This is a genomic window from Duganella hordei, assembly GCF_040369125.1.
GTDB classification, from domain to species: domain Bacteria; phylum Pseudomonadota; class Gammaproteobacteria; order Burkholderiales; family Burkholderiaceae_D; genus Rugamonas; species Rugamonas hordei.
Window position 1 is genome coordinate 70,234 of sequence record NZ_BPWI01000005.1, and the last position, 16,859, is coordinate 87,092.

The following is a 16,859-nucleotide window of genomic DNA, read 5'->3' on the forward strand; positions in this document are numbered from 1 at the left end:
AACGCGCCGGCCGCCAAGCCGGCGTGCGGGGCGGTTCACGCCCGCGCAATTCGCAGTACAACCACAGGAAAATAGTCATGCAACAGAATAAACTGGCCGCCGCCGTCGCCGCGGCTTATGGATTGATCATCGCGGCCTCGGCGCCGGTGTATGCGCAGAACGCCGCAGCCGTGGGCTTGTCGGCCGTGTCGGGGACGGCGGCGGAAGCGGCTGCCGCGAGCACGGCAGCCGCCGAAGGCGAAGGCCAGGCTGCCACCACGGCCGCCGCCGACGCCTCGCTGGAAGTGGTGGCCCGCGTCACCGTCTCCACGCGGCGCCGCAACGAGACGTCGCAAAGCGTGCCGACCACCATGAGCGTGCTCGACAGCAGCGCGCTGGAAGGCAACCGCGTCTATCGCGTGCAGGACTTGCAGCAGCTGCTGCCGAGCACCACCGTCAACTACGTCCACGCCCGCCAGATGAGCTTTGCCGTCCGCGGGCTCGGCAACAATCCCGCCAGCGATGGCCTCGAAGGCAGCGTCGGCGTCTACCTGGACAACGTCTACCTGGCCCGTCCCGGCATGGCCGCGTTCGATGCGCTCGACATCCAGCAGCTGGAACTGCTGCGCGGTCCGCAGGGCACGCTGTTCGGCAAGAACACCACCGCCGGCGTGCTGAACATCACCACCAGGCAGCCGACTTTCCGCAGCGAGAACAGCGCGCAGATTTCGGCCGGCGAGCAGGGCTATGTGCAGGGCAAGGCCGTCATCTCGGGCGCGTTCTCGGACACGGCGGCCGGCCGCCTCGCCGTCTACAAGACGCATGAAGGCGGCTACATCACCAACGTCTACAACGGCGACAAGGTGCAGGGCGGCGACCGCGAAGGCGTGCGCGCCCAGTTGCTGCTGGAACCGAACAACAAGGTCAGCGCGCGCCTGATCGCCGACTACAACGTCGAAGACTCCAACAACGGCACGCTGGTGTTCTACAACGCCGGCCCGAGCGGCAAGTTCCTGGCGCAGGCCGCCGCCGTCGGCGGGCACCCGATCACCGATCCGTCGCTGCGCGAGGTCAACCTGGACCGCGGCTCGCACGTGGACGTGCACCAGGGCGGCGTCTCCGGCGAGGTCAACTGGAAGCTGGACAACGACTACAAGTTCACCTCCATCAGCGCCTACCGCTTCTGGAACTTCACGCCGCACAACGATGACGGCCTCGAAGTGCCGGTGGTGCTGAACGTCGGCGCCTCCGCCCGCCACCGCCAGTTCACACAGGAGCTGCGCCTGGCCACGCCGCTGGGGCGACCGGTGGAATCGGTGCTCGGCGCCTATTACTACTACCAGAATCTCGACAACGTCAGCTTCACCTACAACGGTCCGCTGGCCGACAAGTTCAACGCGACGCCCGCAGGCGCATGGAGCAACGTCACCAGCATCGGCAACGGCCACCTGCGCGTCAACAGCTACGCCTTGTTCGGCCAGTCGATCTGGCACATCGATCCGCAGTGGGACCTGACCGGCGGCCTGCGCGCCACCTATGAAGACAAGATCGCCCAGGTGACGCGCGACGCGCCCGCCGGCGGCGCCGCCGTCGCCGGCGCCGCGCTGGCTTCGCGCAACGCCCGCTACGGCGCCTACAACTCCGGCGACGTCCACCTGAACAATTTGAGTCCATCGGCGCTGGTCACGCTGGCCTACAAGATCGATACCGACGTGCTGGCGTTCGGCAGCGTGTCGCACGGCGAAAAATCCGGCGGCATCAATTTGTCGGTGCCGGGCGCGGCGGGTGTATCCTCGCTCAAGGTCAACAACGAGAAGGCCAACAACCTCGAGCTGGGCATCAAGAGCAACCTGCTGGAACGCCGCGCGCAAGTCAACGCCAGCCTGTTCTGGAACGAGGTCAAGGGCTACCAGAGCAACGCCTACGACCCGGTCAGCGCCACCTCCTACCTGACCAACGCCGGCAACGTGCGCAGCCGGGGCCTGGAGCTGGACACCAGCCTGGTAGTGGCGCGCGGCTTCACGCTGGGCGCCAACGGTTCGTTCAACGACGTCAAGTACAAGGAGTATAAAAACGCGCCGTGCCCGCCGGAGAAAGCCGGCGCCTTCTGCGATCTGTCGGGCCGCGCCGCGCTGGTCAACGCGCCGCGCTGGATCGGCAACCTGAGCGCGCAATACGCGCACGCGGTGGCCGCCAACATCGAAGGCTATGGCAACATCAACTACGCCTACCGCAGCAGCACCTACGGCACGCTGGACGCGTCCGAGTACGGGCGCATCCCGTCGTACAGCCTGACCAACCTGTCGGCCGGCGTGAAGATCAGGAACGGCGCGACGCGCTGGGACGTTTCGTTCTGGGCCAAGAACGTGTTCGACAAGCTGTACTACACCAGCACCTGGAACACCAACCCGGGCGCTTACAACGCCGTGATCGGCACGCCGCGCCAGCTCGGCGTGACGGCCCGCGCAGACTTCTGACTGGAGACCAAGCATGACTGACCATACCCGCCGCAGCGTCCTGAAAACCTTGCCGGCCCTGGCGCTGGCTGGAGCGCTGCCGAACGTCTTCGGCGCCGGCAAGGAGCAGCCGAACATCCTCTTCATCCTGGCCGACGACCTGGGCCACGCCGACCTGGGCGTCTACGGCCAGACCGACTTCAAGACGCCGCACCTGGACCAGCTGGCCGGGCAGGGCATCCGCTTCACGCAGGCGTACGCCAATTCGGCCGTATGCTCGGCCACGCGTTTCGCGCTGATCACCGGCCGCTACCAGTACCGGCTGCGCGGCGGGCTGGAAGAGCCGATCGCCGGCGCCTCCGACACCATCGGCCTGCCGCGCACGCATCCGACCCTGCCGTCGCTGCTGAAGAAGCAGGGCTACGGCACGGCGCTGATCGGCAAGTGGCACCTGGGCTACCTGCCGACCTTCGGCCCGCTGAAGAGCGGCTACGACAGCTTCTTCGGCAACTACGGCGGCGCCATCGATTACTTCACGCACAAGCCGGGCGTCGGCCCGCAGGTGAAGGAGGATTTGTACGAGGGCGAAGTGCCGGTGCGGCAGATCGGCTACTACACCGATCTGCTGGGCGCGCGCGCCGTGGACTACGTCAACAAGCAGCAGGCCGGCAAGCCTTTCCTGCTGTCGCTACATTACACGGCGCCGCACTGGCCGTGGGAGGGGCCGGGCGACGAGGCGGTCTCGCGCGACATCGACAACATCTTCCACTACGACGGCGGCGACCTGGCCACCTACGGCCGCATGGTCGAATCGCTGGACGCGTCGATCGGCCGCGTGCTGAAGGCGCTGGAAGACAAGGGGCTGGCGCAGAACACCATCGTCATCTTCACCAGCGACAACGGCGGCGAACGCTTCTCCAAGACCTGGCCGCTGACCGGGCAGAAGACCGAGCTGCTCGAAGGCGGCATCCGCGTGCCCGCCATCGTGCGCTGGCCGGCCAGGGTCAAGGCGGGGCAGGTGAGCGAGCAGGTGGCGATTTCCATGGACTGGCTGCCGACGCTGCTAGCCGCCGCCGGCGGCGCGCCCGATCAGCAATACCCGAGCGACGGCCAGAACCTGCTGCCTGTCCTGACCGGCCAGGCGGCCAACAACGAGCGCACGTTGCTGTGGCGCTACAAGGCCAACGCCCAGCGCGCCATCCGTTCCGGCAATTGGAAGTACCTGAAAATCGGCGGCAACGAATTCCTGTTCGACGTGGTCAAGGACCAGCGCGAGCGCGCCAACCTGGCCAAACGCCACCCCGAGGTGTTTGCGCAACTGAAGGCCAAGTGGGAGGCTTGGGACAAGGAGATGTTGCCAATTACCATCGATGTGCGCACCCACGGTGTCAGTGGTAATGTGCAAGCGGATCGCTATGGAGTTCCGCCCGGAGGAAAAATTCCCGATTAAAGTTCGGCAATCCCCGCTTCGGCGGGGATTTTGTCTTGTCAAGCCTTGTTTAGCTGATACGGTTAAACAGCAACGTTTGGGAGATAATTATTTGTTCGTTGATCGAATTAATGTTAATTTCCAATCACCAGCACGCAGTTGCCGGACATATAAAAAAATACGGGAGACACACACATGAAAGTTTTACAGAAGACGGCCATTGCTATGGCCGCGGCCCAACTTGCCCCGGGATCCGGGGCATATGCAAAAGCCGCCCTTGGTTCGACCAAAAATGAAAACGTTGTCATAAAATGAGTGGCAACGACATGAATGGCGACGCGATCCGCAGGATCGTCATCGTGGGCGGCGGCACCGCCGGCTGGATGACGGCGGCCCCGCTGGCCCAGCGCCTGGCGCGCCACCCGACCCAGCCCTGCGAGGTGACGCTGGTGGAATCGCCCGAGATCGGCACCATCGGCGTCGGCGAGGCGACCCTGCCCACGATCCGCGTCTACAACGAGGCGCTGGGCCTGGATGCCGACGACTTTGTCAGCAAGACCCAGGCCAGCTACAAGCTGGGCATCGAATTCAAGGACTGGGGCCACGTCGGCAACCGCTTCTTCCACGGCTTTGGCGATTTCGGCCCGGCGCTGGCCGGCCTCGGCGCGCACCAGCACTGGCTGCGCCTGGCGCAGGCGTTCGACAAGATGCCGGATCTGGAGAACTGGTCGATGCCCTCGATCATGGCGCGCCACGGCAAGTTCGTCCCGCCGAATGAGGAAACGCCCGGCATGACCGACGCCTATTCCTACGGCTTCCATTTCGATGCCAGCCTGTACGCCAGCTATCTGCGCGACTACGCCGTGGCGCGCGGCGCACTGCGCATCGAAGGCATGATCGTCGATGTCGAGCAGCATCCGGAGACCGGCTTCGTCACCGCCGTGAAACTGCGCGACGGCCGCCGCGTCGAAGGCGACCTGTTCATCGACTGCTCGGGCTTCCGCGGCCTGCTGATCGAAGGCGCGCTGAAGGCGGGCTACGAGGACTGGAGCGAGTACCTGCCCTGCAACAGCGCGCTGGCCGTGCCCTGCGCCTCGGTCCCGCAGCTGACCCCTTACACCCGCTCCACCGCGAAGGAAGCAGGCTGGGTCTGGCGTATCCCGCTGCAGCATCGCACCGGCAATGGCCACGTGTACAGCAGTGGCTTCACCAGCGACGAGCAGGCGCGCCGCGTGCTGCTCGACGGCCTGGACGGCGCCGCGCTGGACGAGCCGCGCCAGCTGCGCTTCGTCACCGGGCGGCGGCGCAAGTCCTGGGTCAAGAACGTGGTCGCGATCGGCCTGTCGGCCGGCTTCGTCGAGCCGCTGGAATCGACCAGCATCAACCTGATCGAAACGGCGGTGGGCAAGCTGCTCGAACTGTTCCCGGACCGCGATTGCGCCCCGGAGCTGGCCGACGAATTCAACCGCGTCATGGGCATCCGTTACGAATCGGTGCGCGACTTCATCATCCTGCACTACAAGCTGACCAAGCGCGACGATTCGGAATTCTGGCGCTACTGCGCCAACATGGCGATCCCCGACTCGCTGCGCCACCAGATCGAGCTGTTCCGCGCGACCGGACGCGTGGCGATCGTCGATCGCGGCGGCTTCGCCGAGCCCTCGTTCGTGGCGATGATGATGGGCCTCGGCGTGGTGCCGAAGCGCTACGACCCGCTGGCTGACCGCGTCGACATCCGCGTGGTGCACGGCCACTTCGCCGAACTGCGCGACCTGATCGCGCAGGCGGTGACGCGGATGCCGGAGCACGGCGTCTATGTCGCGAGCCAGGCGGCGGCGAGCGTTTCATCCTGATTACAAAACTTATGGAGGCATAAACTTTCGAGCGAGTACTTATGAAAAGACCAGTGTCAGTTGTTAAATATAAAAACCACCTGTATGGGGGAGAGACAAATTGAGTAAGTTCCAAAAAACGGCGATCGCCGCCGCGGTCGCACAGGTTGTAGTGCTGCACATCAGCCCGGCATGGGCCCAAACGGCAGATACCGCCAGCGCCGGACCGGTCGTGGTGGTGAGCGGCCAGCGCGCCGCACTGCAATCCGCACAAAAACTCAAGCAGAATGCCGACGAAGTCGTCGATTCGATCGTCGCCGAAGACATCGGCAAGCTGCCGGACCGTTCGGTCACCGAAGTGCTGCAGCGTATCGCTGGCGTCACCATCGACCGCAACATGGCGGGCGACCCGAACCGTCAATCGGTCGAGGGCTCCGGCGTGTCCGTGCGCGGCCTGACTTACGTGCGTTCGGAAGTCAACGGCCGCGACGCGTTCTCGGCCGGTGGCGGCCGCTCGCTCGGCTTCTCCGACGTGGCGCCGGAACTGATGGCCGGCGTTGATGTCTACAAGAATCCGTCCGCGGAACAGATCGAAGGCGCTGTCGCCGGCCTGGTCAATCTGCGCACCGCCATGCCGTTCGACTACAAGGGCTTCAAGGGTACGGCCGGCGTGTCGGAATCCTATTCCACGCTGCGCAAGGGCGCACCATCCCCGACCGGTACGCTGCTGCTGTCGAACCGCTGGAACACCGGGCTCGGCGAGATCGGCGCCCTGATCGATATCGCCCATGCGAAGAGTCCCAGCCGGTCGGACGGCGTGGGCGTCGATCCGTACTTCCCGCACGTGAACTCCACCAACCCGGCCCTCTACGACCGCAACAAGACGCAATGGATACCGCTGGGCGTCGGCTATCGCTCGCAGGACTTCGACCGCACCCGCCGCGGCGACTACGCTGCCCTCCAGTGGCGGCCGAACAAAGACCTGACCGCCGCGCTGACCTACTTCAAGACCCGCTACAAGGAAGACCTGGACGAACACGTGGTGGCCTCGTCCGAAGACAAGTGGTACCAGCAGGTGGCCAGCGCCAACTCGGTGTTCGACAGCAAGGGCGCGTTCCAGAGCGGCACGATCTCGAACCCGACCTATGGCGGTTCGCCGTTCAACAGCTCGCAGCGCATCAACACGCGCGAATCCGCCACCCGCGACGTTGCCCTGAACGTCCAATGGCGCATCTCGCCGTCGCTGAGCTGGACCAATGACTTCCAGCATGTGCGTTCGACCACCGAGGGCTTCGACGCCGACGTGTCGACCGGCTTCATCCTGCCGAACCAGACCATGGACATGACCGGCAAGGTTCCGCAGATCAGCCTGGGTTCGGCGGCCTACATGGCCGACCCGAAAAACTACTACTGGGCCTATACCCAGGAAGCGCTGGACCACGCCACGGCCACCCAGAAGGCGTGGAAATCCGACGTCAAGTACTCGTTCGACGACCCGGTGCTGCGCGACATCCGCTTCGGCGTCCGCATGGCCGACCGCGAAGGCGAGAACAACAAGGCCCAGAAGTTCTACAACTGGCAGGCGATCACCTTCCCGTGGATGGAAGGCTGGCAGATCAACGGCGTTGCCCGCCTGAGCGATCCGCGCTTCGCCGGCGGCGCTTCGCTGCAGCAGATCGGCAACTTCTTCGGCGGCAAATACAACCTGCCGCCGATGCTGTTCGCGGACGCGGCGACGGTGCGCGGCTTCCCGGAGCAATGGAGCAAGATCCACGCTTACCACGACGTGCTGTGCGCCGAAAAAGGCTCGACCTGCGATCCATGGAAGCCGGCGACCTTCAACGACCCGGCCGCCACCAACACGCAGACCGAGAAGACCCGCGCCGCCTACACGCAGCTGCGCTTCGGCTGGGATGACCTCAAGTATCCGGTCGACGGCAACGTCGGCATCCGCTACGTGAGGACGCAAGGTTCCGGCAGCGGCTACGTCGCGTTCACCCCGCCGTCCGTCCCCGTCGTCGGCACCGGCGTCAACGTCAGCGGCCAGGACAAGCTGATCAACATCGCCGGCTTCGCGGAAGCGCAGTCGTTCAGCAACTCGTACGGCAACTGGCTGCCGAGCCTGAACCTGCGCATGAAGGCCAACGACGAACTGCAATTCCGCTTTGCGGCGGCCAAGTCGATGTCGCGTCCGGACTTCAACCAGCTCCAGGTGCAGACGGCGCTGAGCGCCCAGCACCAGCAGACGGTCACCCGGGACGCAGCAGGCAACACGACGGCGGTGCGCTTCGACGGCACCACCCTGACCGGCACCAGCGACGGCAACCCGATGCTGAAGCCGATCACGTCGACCAACATCGACCTGACCGCCGAGTGGTACTTCGCCAAGGCCGGTTCGCTGACGTTCTCGGCCTTCAACAAGGACCTCAAGGACATCATCATCACGCAGAACTACGCGTACACGGCGAAGGATGTCACCGGCAAGCCGCAGACGTTCGTGGTCACCGGTCCGGTCAATGGCGCCAAGGGCTTTGCCCGCGGTTTCGAGATCGCCCACCAGCAGTACTACGATTTCGTGCCTAATTGGCTGCGTGGCGTCGGCACCCAGGCAAGCTGGACCTACGTGTCGAGCGAGCGCACGCTGAAAGACCCTGTGGCCGAAGCATGGTGCTCGGGTAACGATGCGTCCTCCAACTTCAACCTGAGCATCAACGGTTGCGATACCGATGCGCGTCCATTCGGCAAGACCGCGCTGCCGGGCCTGTCCCGCCACACGATCAACCTGGCGCTCATGTACGAGCAGAACGGTTTGTCGCTGCGTCTGGCCTACAACTGGCGCTCGCGTTACCTGCTGGGTGTGAACCAGTGGGGCAGCCGTGGCAACAACGGCCTGAACACGAATCCGGACGCTGGTGCGGGCAAGTACCTGATCCCGACGACCAACAACGATCAGGCCTATGGCCTGCCGTTGTACCAGGCGGCGTACGGTCAGGTGGACGCGTCGGTCTTCTATGACTTCACGAGCAAGTTCCGTGTCGGACTGGAAGCGACCAACCTGACCAACTCGTACACGCGTCAGATCATGGAGCAGCATGCGGGCGACTTCACCCGTCAGGTCTTCATGAGCGGTCCGCGCTACACGCTGTTGGCACAGTACTCGTTCTAACGAGCGGTTAGTAAAGGGTGGCGCGCTGACGTTCGGGCAATTGCCTGTCGTATTGCGCGCCATCGATGGCGTTACCGCTGAGTGCCGCAAGGATGGTTCCGGCACTCGGCAGTTCGCTGTCGCGCTGGCTCGACGCGGCGTCCCAAAGATGCGAACGCAGGATGGCGCGGGCGCATTGGAAGAACACGGATTCAACCTTCACCACCAGGACGCACTTCGGCGTCTTGCCATCGACCGCGAAACGTTCCAGCAAGTCCGGCGCGACCACTATGCTTGCGCGGCCGTTGACGCGCAGGGTTTCACCATGACCGGGTATCAGGAACAGCAACGCGACGCGCGGGTCCTCGACGATATTGCGCAGGCTGTCGATGCGATTGTTTCCGCGACGCTCGGGTATCAGCAGCGTCGTCTCATCTTCCACCACCACGAAACCGGGCGCATCGCCGCGCGGCGATGCATCGAGACCATGCGGGCCGCTGGTGGCCAGCACGAAAAATGGCGAAGCCTTGATCAGCGCCCCGTAATGCGGATGGATGAACGCGACCTCCTTGGAGACGGACGCGGCGGCGGGCGCGTCGAACAAACCCTCTAGTGCGCTGATGCTGGTGATCGTGAACTGGTCTGAGTAGTCAGCCATGGCGGCGCCCCTAAAATGCAAAAAAACAAATTTTCTCATAGTCGAGGGCATTTCCGTCCCCTTGCGCGTTTGCGCCAAATGAGTATATGATTCGTATACGTTTCGTATATAGGATTAAATATGGGCATTGTGAACATCGACGATGAGCTGCACGACCAGATACGCAAGGCGAGTTCCGTGGCCTGCCGATCAATCAATGCGCAAGCCGCCTTCTGGATCAAGATCGGCATGCTGTGCGAAATGAATCCTACGCTGGCTTTCAACGAGATCGTTGTGCGGGAACTCAGGGCCGCGGGCGTGGACGCCCAGGCTGTCAGGGGAGCTCTGACATGACCAAGCGGCCGGAAGAAATCGCGCTGATGGCGGAGTCGGGCAAGCTGCTGGCAAGTGTATTTGCTCGCCTGGACCAATTGAGTCTGATCGGCATGTCCACCATGCAGGTGAATGACATGGTCGACAGTTTCATCGTCAATGAACTCGATGCGCGTCCCGCGAGCAAGGGACAGTACGGCTATGCCTTCGCGCTGAACTCCTCGCCTAACCACGTCGTTTGCCACGGCGTTCCGTCCCCTGCGGATATCCTGAAGAACGGCGATATCGTGAATTTCGACATCACGCTGGAAAAGAACGGATTTATCGCCGACTCCAGCAAAACCTATTTCGTCGGCGAAGTGTCGCCATTGGCCAGGCGGCTGGTGCAGGTGACTTATGAAGCCATGTGGCGGGGCATCAAAGCGGTCCGCCCAGGCGCCAGGCTTGGCGATGTGGGCCATGCCATCGAGCGTCACGCCCGGCGAAACGGCTACTCGGTCGTCAGGGAGTATTGCGGACACGGCATCGGTCGCGAGATGCACGAAGCTCCGCAAGTGCTGCACTGGGGGAAGCCGCAAACCGGACTGGTGCTGCGGGAGGGCATGGTGTTCACTATCGAGCCGATGCTAAACCAGGGGCGTCGCGCCGTTCACACCGAAGATGACGGCTGGACGGTCGTGACGACAGACGGGAAGTTGTCCGCGCAGTTCGAGCATACGGTGGCCGTGACCCACGACGGTGTGCGGGTCCTGACCTTGCGCCACGAGGAAAGAGCGTCGAGCTACGCCTGCTGATCCGGTTCCGCCGGCTGCTCCGGTGGATAGGTGATGTGCAGCCCCTCGACGCGGGCAAAGGGCGTCAGCTTGTGCGGGCGCCGCTGGCGGGCATCGATGATGTCGTCGACGCGCACGCCGCGCACCAGCAAGGCGTCGGCCACCAGCGAGCGGTGGCAGCGCCATGGCACCGCTTCGGCGCACATCAGCGCGCAGGATTTGCTGTGGCCCAGCTCGACGACCGCCTCGACGTTGGCCGCGAAGTCGTCGCTCTGCATGTAGTCGGCATAGCCGCGAAACGACATGTTGCGCCAGCCGGCGTTCTGCGAGTCCTTGCGGGCTCGGCGCAGGCCGCCCAGCCCGGGCAGGTAGCGGTACTCGATGCCGGCGTCGGCCAGCGAGGCCGCGAGCTGGTCCTGGCCGAATTGCGGATTGTGGCGCGATTTCGGCACCGTCCGGATGTCGAGCAGGCAGGCGATGCCGTTCTGGCGCAGCAGGTCGATGAAGTCCTCGATGGTGCGGTTCGAGTGGCCGATGGTGCAGACGAGTTCCTGTGTCATAGGACTCCTTATACGCGTCTTTCGCGGAGCGAAGCGCACCGTCCGGCTATGCGCTCAGTTCGCCTGCACTTAATTCTTGTGATAGTGCAGGTGCAGCTCGAACTTCCATGTCACCAGCCGCAGGATGGTGATGAACGCGGCGCTGGCCCACAGCGCGAAGTCGTCGGAGACGTCGGTGTACTGCAGGCCGATGTACATCCAGCAGCCGAAGAAGGCGCAGATGGCGTAGGGTTTGCCGTCGCGGAAGACCATCGGCACTTCGTTGCAGACGATGTCGCGCAGCACGCCGCCGAAGATGCCGGTGATGACGCCCATCATCGAGGCGATGAACAGCGGCATGTGCGCTGCCTGCGCCTGCGATACACCGGCCACGGCGAACAGGCCCAGGCCGATGGCGTCGGCGATCACGATCAGGCGTTCGGACAGGATCTGGCGCAAGGTGCGCATCAGCGGCGAGGCCACCAGCGCCAGGATGAAGATCAGGATCGCGTATTCCTGGTGCATGACCCAGAACAGCGGGCGCCGGTCGAGCAGGATGTCGCGCAGGGTGCCGCCGCCGAACGCGGTGATGAAGGCCACCGTGAACACGCCGACCACGTCCATCTTCTTGCGGCGCGCCTCGACGAAGCCCGAAAACGCCCCCACCAGGATAGCCACGATCTCGATGACGGTGATCAGGGAAACGTGCGGAACCGGGACGTGCTTCATGTAGGCTTACGGACAAAGTGATGATGTCCGTAGGTTAACATGACAAACAGTCACCGTGTGGGATTGTTTCTCGCTGGGAATTAATAGCGTTGCGGTTGCAGCGCGGCACGCAGCAAAACGATCAACGCGCCTTCGCCGCCCTCGTTGTTGCGCGCCTGGCAGAACGCCACCACCTCTTTTTGCACCAGCCAGCTGTGCACCATCGACTTGAGCACCGGCTCCTGGCCGCGCGAACCGAAGCCGCGGCCGTGGATCACGCAGACGCAGCGGTGGTTGCGCTGGGCCGAGCGGGTCAGGAAGGCGCCGAGCGCGTCGCGCGCCTGGTCGCGGTTCATGCCGTGCAGATCCAGCTCGTCCTGCACCGGCCAATGGCCCTTGCGCATCTTCTTCATCACGTCCGGACCGACGCCCGGAGCGCTGTAGTTCAGCGCCGGATCGTCTTCCAGATAGTGGTCGACTTCAAACAGGTCGGACAGCGACTCGCGCAGCACGGCCGCGTCGTCCTCGGCCTGCGTCAGCTTGCGGGCCGGCGCGGCGGCCGTGGCGGCCGACTGCGGCAGCGACGGCAGGTAGCGGTCCGACACCGGCATGCGCTTGACGCCGCCCAGGCTGGTCTGGAAGATATTCGCTTCCGCCGCCCGCGTCTTTTCCTGCTTGACGCGCTCCGCCTCGGCGGCGGCGCGCGTCTCGGCCTGTTCCTTGAGCTGCTTGCTCAGGGATTTGAGGTCGGCGAAGTCTTTCAGTCCCACTGTTTACTCCTGGCCTTCCAGGTAGCGCTGTGCGTCCAGCGCGGCCATGCAGCCGGTGCCGGCGCTGGTGATGGCCTGGCGGTAGATGTGGTCCTGCACGTCGCCGGCGGCAAACACGCCCGGCACGCTGGTGGCGGTGGCCATGCCTTCGGTGCCGGTCTTGGTCTTGATGTAGCCGTTGTGCATGTCCAGCTGGCCTTCGAAGATGCCGGTGTTCGGCTTGTGGCCGATGGCGATGAACAGGCCGTGCACGGTCACGTCGGTGACGGCGCCGTTGTCGGTCGACTGGATCTTGATGCCGGTGACGCCGCTGTCGTTGCCCACCACTTCCTGCAGCGTGTGGTTGTACTTGATGACGATCTTGCCTTCGGCGACCTTGGCGTTCAGGCGGTCGATCAGGATCGCTTCGGCGCGGAACTTGTCGCGGCGGTGGATCAGCGTGACCTTGGTGGCGATGTTCGACAGGTACAGCGCTTCCTCGACGGCGGTGTTGCCGCCGCCGACCACGGCCACTTCCTGGCCGCGATAGAAGAAGCCGTCGCAGGTGGCGCAGGCCGACACGCCCTTGCCCATGAACGCCTGCTCCGACGGCAGACCCAGGTACTGCGCCGAGGCGCCGGTCGAGATGATCAGCGTGTCGCAGGTGTATTCATGGCTGTCGCCGATCAGGCGGATCGGTTTTTCCTGCAACTTAACCGTATGGATGTGGTCGAACACGATGTCGGTATTGAAACGCTCGGCGTGCTGCAGGAAGCGCTGCATCAGGTCCGGGCCTTGCACGCCCATCGGGTCGGCCGGCCAGTTTTCCACGTCGGTGGTGGTCATCAGCTGACCGCCTTGCTCGACACCCGTCACCAGCATCGGCTTCAGGTTGGCGCGGGCCGCGTAGATGGCTGCGCTGTAGCCGGCTGGGCCGGAACCGAGGATTAGTACACGAGCGTGTTTAGCAGTGGTCATGGAAGGCTTCTTAAAAATATGTTGGATTAATCCGAATTTGGGGGCATTTGCGATCACGGCAAGGGCGGCGGTAGGGCAGTCGCTATTGCATTCACGCAGGCAATACAAGATTATAGTGCAAGCAGCGGCCCGGCATGAATCGAAGGGCCTGTTCCGTCCCATATGCCTTAGAATAGCCGCATGTGAATATTTACTGGCCGATAACGTTGCAACACCTTTATACCTATGAGCAGTAAAAAAGTTCAGGAACGACTGCCAAAAGCCAGTTCTCAGGGCGCCTCGTCCGCCTATACCCGCACCCCGACCGAGCGCCAGCCCCTGCCAAACCGGCTGGTTCGGCTGCTGTCCGAGGCGCGCTGGCTGGCGCTGGCCGTGCTGGGATTGTATTTCGTGCTGATTTTGGCCACGTACAGCAAGGTCGACCCAGGCTGGTCGCATGAGACGGTGGTAACCAAGGTCGTCAATATGGGAGGGCGCGCCGGTGCCTGGCTGTCGGATTTGTTGCTGTATATCTTTGGCATTTCGGCCTGGTGGTGGGCGTTCTGCCTGTTGCGTCTCGTGTGGCAGGGCTATCGCGGGCTGACTCAGAAGTTCGTGATGTCCCGGGAACCCGATCCGGAGCACGCGCAGGAACCCTTGATCCGCGCGATCGGCTTCGTGCTGTTGTTTATCGGCAGTGTCGGCCTCGAATTCTTACGCTTGCGCACCCTGACCAGCCATATGCAACTGCCGCGCACCTCGGGCAGCGTGCTCGGCGAGCTGATCGGCCATTCGGCCCACGTGGCCTTCGGCTTCACCGGCGCGACCCTGCTGCTGCTGCTGCTGTTCGGGCTGGGCCTGAGCCTGTTCTTCCATGTCTCGTGGCTGACCCTGGCCGAGCGCATCGGCGGCGGCATCGAGATGATCATCGAGTGGTTCGTGCAGCGCTACCAGTACCGCGAAGACCGTCGCCAGGGCGAGGTTGCCGCCGTCAAGCGCGAGGAAGTGGTGGTCATCGAGCGCGCCAAGCACGTCGAGAAGCATCCGGTGGCGGCGCCGCCGGTCAAGATCGAGCCGCAGGTGGTCACCGTGGTCAAGTCCGAGCGGGTGGAGAAGGAACGCCAGGCCAACCTGTTCCAGGACCTGAGCGGCGACAGCCAGCTGCCGGCCCTGTCCCTGCTGGACGAGGCGGCCGAGGTGCAGGAAACCGTATCCATCGAGACGCTGGAATTCACCAGCCGCCTGATCGAGAAGAAACTGTCGGACTTCGGCGTGGAGGCCAAGGTGGTGGCCGCGTATCCGGGCCCGGTCGTGACCCGCTACGAGATCGAGCCTGCCACCGGCGTCAAGGGCAGCCAGATCGTCGGCCTGGCGCGCGACCTGGCGCGTTCGCTGTCGCTGACGTCGATCCGCGTGGTCGAGACCATTCCGGGCAAGAACTACATGGCGCTGGAACTGCCGAATCCGAAGCGCCAGATCGTGCGCCTGAGCGAGATCGTCGGCTCCAAGGTCTACAACGACAATCCGTCGCCGCTGACCGTGGCGCTGGGCAAGGACATCGCCGGCAAGGCCGTCGTGGCCGACCTGGCCAAGATGCCGCACTTGCTGGTGGCCGGTACCACCGGCTCGGGCAAGTCGGTGGGCATCAACGCCACCATCCTGTCGCTGCTGTACAAGTCCGACCCGGCCGACGTGCGCATGATCCTGATCGATCCGAAGATGCTGGAGATGTCGGTGTACGAAGGCATTCCGCACCTGCTGGCGCCGGTGGTGACCGATATGCGCCAGGCCGGCCACGCGCTGAACTGGGCGGTCAACGAGATGGAGCGCCGCTACAAGCTGATGTCCAAGCTGGGCGTGCGTAACCTGGCCGGCTACAACGCCAAGATCGCCGAGGCCAAGAAGAAGGAGGAACACATCCCGAATCCGTTCAGCCTGACGCCGGATTCGCCGGAGCCGCTGGAAAAGCTGCCGACCATCGTCATCATCATCGACGAGCTGGCCGACCTGATGATGGTGGTCGGCAAGAAGGTGGAAGAGCTGATCGCCCGTATCGCGCAAAAGGCCCGCGCGGCAGGTTTGCACTTGATCCTGGCGACGCAGCGCCCATCTGTGGACGTGATCACCGGCCTGATCAAGGCCAACATCCCGACCCGTATCGCGTTCCAGGTGTCGTCGAAGATCGACTCCCGTACCATTCTGGACCAGATGGGCGCGGAAACGCTGCTCGGCATGGGCGACATGCTGTACATGCCGCCGGGCACGGGCTTGCCGGTGCGGGTGCACGGCGCCTTCGTGTCGGATGAAGAGGTGCACCGCGTGGTCAAGCACCTGAAGACCACGGGCGAGCCGAATTATATTGAAGGCATCCTCGAAGGCGGCACGCTGGAAGGCGAAGCCGGCGGCGGCGATGCCGTGGCGGGCGAGGGCGGCGGCGAGGCCGATCCGATGTACGACCAGGCGGTGCAGGTGGTGTTGAAGAACCGCCGGGCCTCGATCTCGCTGGTGCAGCGCCATCTGCGCATCGGCTACAACCGCGCGGCGCGTTTGCTGGAACAAATGGAAAATAGCGGAGTCGTCTCCGCCATGCAGTCGAACGGCAACCGCGACATTCTGGTGCCGGCTGCCAGTGCAGAATAAAAAAGGATAAACCGTATGATGCGTTTCAAGAATGTGGCAATGCTGACCGCCGGCCTGTTGGCCGCGGCCTTTGCCCAGGCCAGCGCGCTGGAGCAGTTCAAGTCGTTCGTCGCCTCGACCAAGGCCGCCAAGGGCGAGTTCACGCAGCGCCAGGTCAAGAACACCAACGGCGAGGCGCCCAAGGTGTCGACGCCGGCCAGCGGCACCTTCGTGTTTGCCCGCCCGGGCAAATTCATCTGGACCTACGTCAAGCCCTACGACCAGGTGCTGCAGGCCGACGGCGACAAACTGTACATCTTCGACAAGGACCTGAACCAGGTCACCGTGAAGAAGCTGGGCGACGCGCTGGGCTCGTCGCCGGCGGCGATCCTGTTCGGCAGCAACGACCTGGAAAAGAACTTCACGCTGTCCGAAGGCGGCACGAAGGAGGGTCTGGAATGGCTGAAAGCCGTGCCGAAAGCCAAGGACACCAGTTTCGAGCAGATCACCATCGGCCTGCGCAACGGCTTGCCGGAAGCGATGGAGCTGAAGGATTCCTTCGGCCAGACCTCGGTGCTGTCGTTCAAGGGCATCGAGAAAAATCCTGCGCTGACTGCGACGAGTTTTAAATTCGTCATGCCGAAGGGCGCGGACGTATTCAATAATTAAGAACCTGCAGTCGCGGGCGCCGACGCCGCAGCTG

At 63.8% G+C, this 16,859-nt stretch carries 13 protein-coding genes; 8 read left to right on the plus strand and 5 right to left on the minus strand.

What is annotated here, in order from left to right:
- The first annotated feature begins 77 nt into the window (after positions 1 to 77).
- The 4 genes from ABWW33_RS13425 to ABWW33_RS13440 all read left to right on the plus strand — a co-directional run bounded on the left by ABWW33_RS13425 (position 78) and on the right by ABWW33_RS13440 (position 8,862).
- Positions 78 to 2,456 carry a TonB-dependent receptor gene (locus ABWW33_RS13425; protein ID WP_353402119.1) on the plus strand — a complete coding sequence of 793 codons (2,379 nt, stop codon included), beginning with the start codon at positions 78 to 80 and terminating at the stop codon, positions 2,454 to 2,456.
- A gap of 13 nt (positions 2,457 to 2,469) precedes the next feature.
- Positions 2,470 to 3,885, plus strand: a complete 1,416-nt coding sequence (locus ABWW33_RS13430; RefSeq protein ID WP_353402121.1) for a sulfatase family protein — start codon at positions 2,470 to 2,472, stop codon at positions 3,883 to 3,885.
- Between the two features lie 290 nt (positions 3,886 to 4,175).
- Positions 4,176 to 5,717, plus strand: a complete 1,542-nt coding sequence (locus tag ABWW33_RS13435; RefSeq protein ID WP_353402122.1) for a tryptophan halogenase family protein — start codon at positions 4,176 to 4,178, stop codon at positions 5,715 to 5,717.
- 100 nt (positions 5,718 to 5,817) lie between these two features.
- Positions 5,818 to 8,862, plus strand: a complete 3,045-nt coding sequence (locus ABWW33_RS13440; RefSeq protein WP_176653715.1) for a TonB-dependent receptor — start codon at positions 5,818 to 5,820, stop codon at positions 8,860 to 8,862.
- Positions 8,863 to 8,869: 7 nt separating this feature from the next.
- Here ABWW33_RS13440 and ABWW33_RS13445 read toward each other — a convergent pair whose 3' ends face one another.
- Entirely contained in the window at positions 8,870 to 9,499 is a 630-nt protein-coding gene (locus ABWW33_RS13445; RefSeq protein ID WP_353402123.1) for a pyridoxamine 5'-phosphate oxidase family protein, read from the minus strand.
- A gap of 120 nt (positions 9,500 to 9,619) precedes the next feature.
- Here ABWW33_RS13445 and ABWW33_RS13450 point away from each other — a divergent pair, with 120 nt between their 5' ends.
- On the plus strand, positions 9,620 to 9,832 hold the full coding sequence (locus ABWW33_RS13450; protein ID WP_176653717.1) for a ParD-like family protein: 213 nt from the start codon (positions 9,620 to 9,622) through the stop codon (positions 9,830 to 9,832).
- A complete protein-coding gene (map, locus tag ABWW33_RS13455) occupies positions 9,829 to 10,605 on the plus strand; it encodes a type I methionyl aminopeptidase (protein ID WP_353402125.1) in 777 nt (258 codons plus the stop codon). Before ABWW33_RS13450 ends, map begins: the two co-directional genes overlap by 4 nt.
- Here the strand turns inward: map and ABWW33_RS13460 are convergent.
- From ABWW33_RS13460 to trxB, 4 genes are all read right to left on the minus strand, one after another.
- Positions 10,593 to 11,144, minus strand: coding sequence for a DUF488 domain-containing protein (locus ABWW33_RS13460; RefSeq protein WP_353402127.1), 552 nt, complete (start codon positions 11,142 to 11,144; stop codon positions 10,593 to 10,595). The two genes, map and ABWW33_RS13460, sit on opposite strands and share 13 nt — an antisense overlap.
- Positions 11,145 to 11,213: 69 nt before the next feature.
- Positions 11,214 to 11,852, minus strand: coding sequence for a trimeric intracellular cation channel family protein (locus tag ABWW33_RS13465; RefSeq protein WP_176653719.1), 639 nt, complete (start codon positions 11,850 to 11,852; stop codon positions 11,214 to 11,216).
- Positions 11,853 to 11,932: 80 nt separating this feature from the next.
- Positions 11,933 to 12,601, minus strand: a complete 669-nt coding sequence (locus ABWW33_RS13470) for a Smr/MutS family protein (RefSeq protein WP_353402129.1) — start codon at positions 12,599 to 12,601, stop codon at positions 11,933 to 11,935.
- Positions 12,602 to 12,604: 3 nt separating this feature from the next.
- The gene (gene trxB, locus ABWW33_RS13475) at positions 12,605 to 13,558 is read right to left on the minus strand and encodes a thioredoxin-disulfide reductase (RefSeq protein ID WP_176653721.1); all 954 of its coding nucleotides are present in this window, start codon (positions 13,556 to 13,558) and stop codon (positions 12,605 to 12,607) included.
- A 225-nt stretch (positions 13,559 to 13,783) separates the two neighbouring features.
- On the opposite strand from trxB, the gene ABWW33_RS13480 reads away from it, so the two are divergent.
- Both ABWW33_RS13480 and lolA read left to right on the plus strand, forming a co-directional pair.
- Positions 13,784 to 16,177 (plus strand): DNA translocase FtsK, encoded by a 2,394-nt coding sequence (locus ABWW33_RS13480; RefSeq protein ID WP_176653722.1) that lies wholly within the window; start codon positions 13,784 to 13,786, stop codon positions 16,175 to 16,177.
- Between the two features lie 15 nt (positions 16,178 to 16,192).
- Positions 16,193 to 16,825: an outer membrane lipoprotein chaperone LolA gene (lolA, locus tag ABWW33_RS13485; protein WP_176653723.1), complete on the plus strand. Its 633-nt coding sequence runs from the start codon at positions 16,193 to 16,195 to the stop codon at positions 16,823 to 16,825.
- Positions 16,826 to 16,859: the final 34 nt, after the last annotated feature.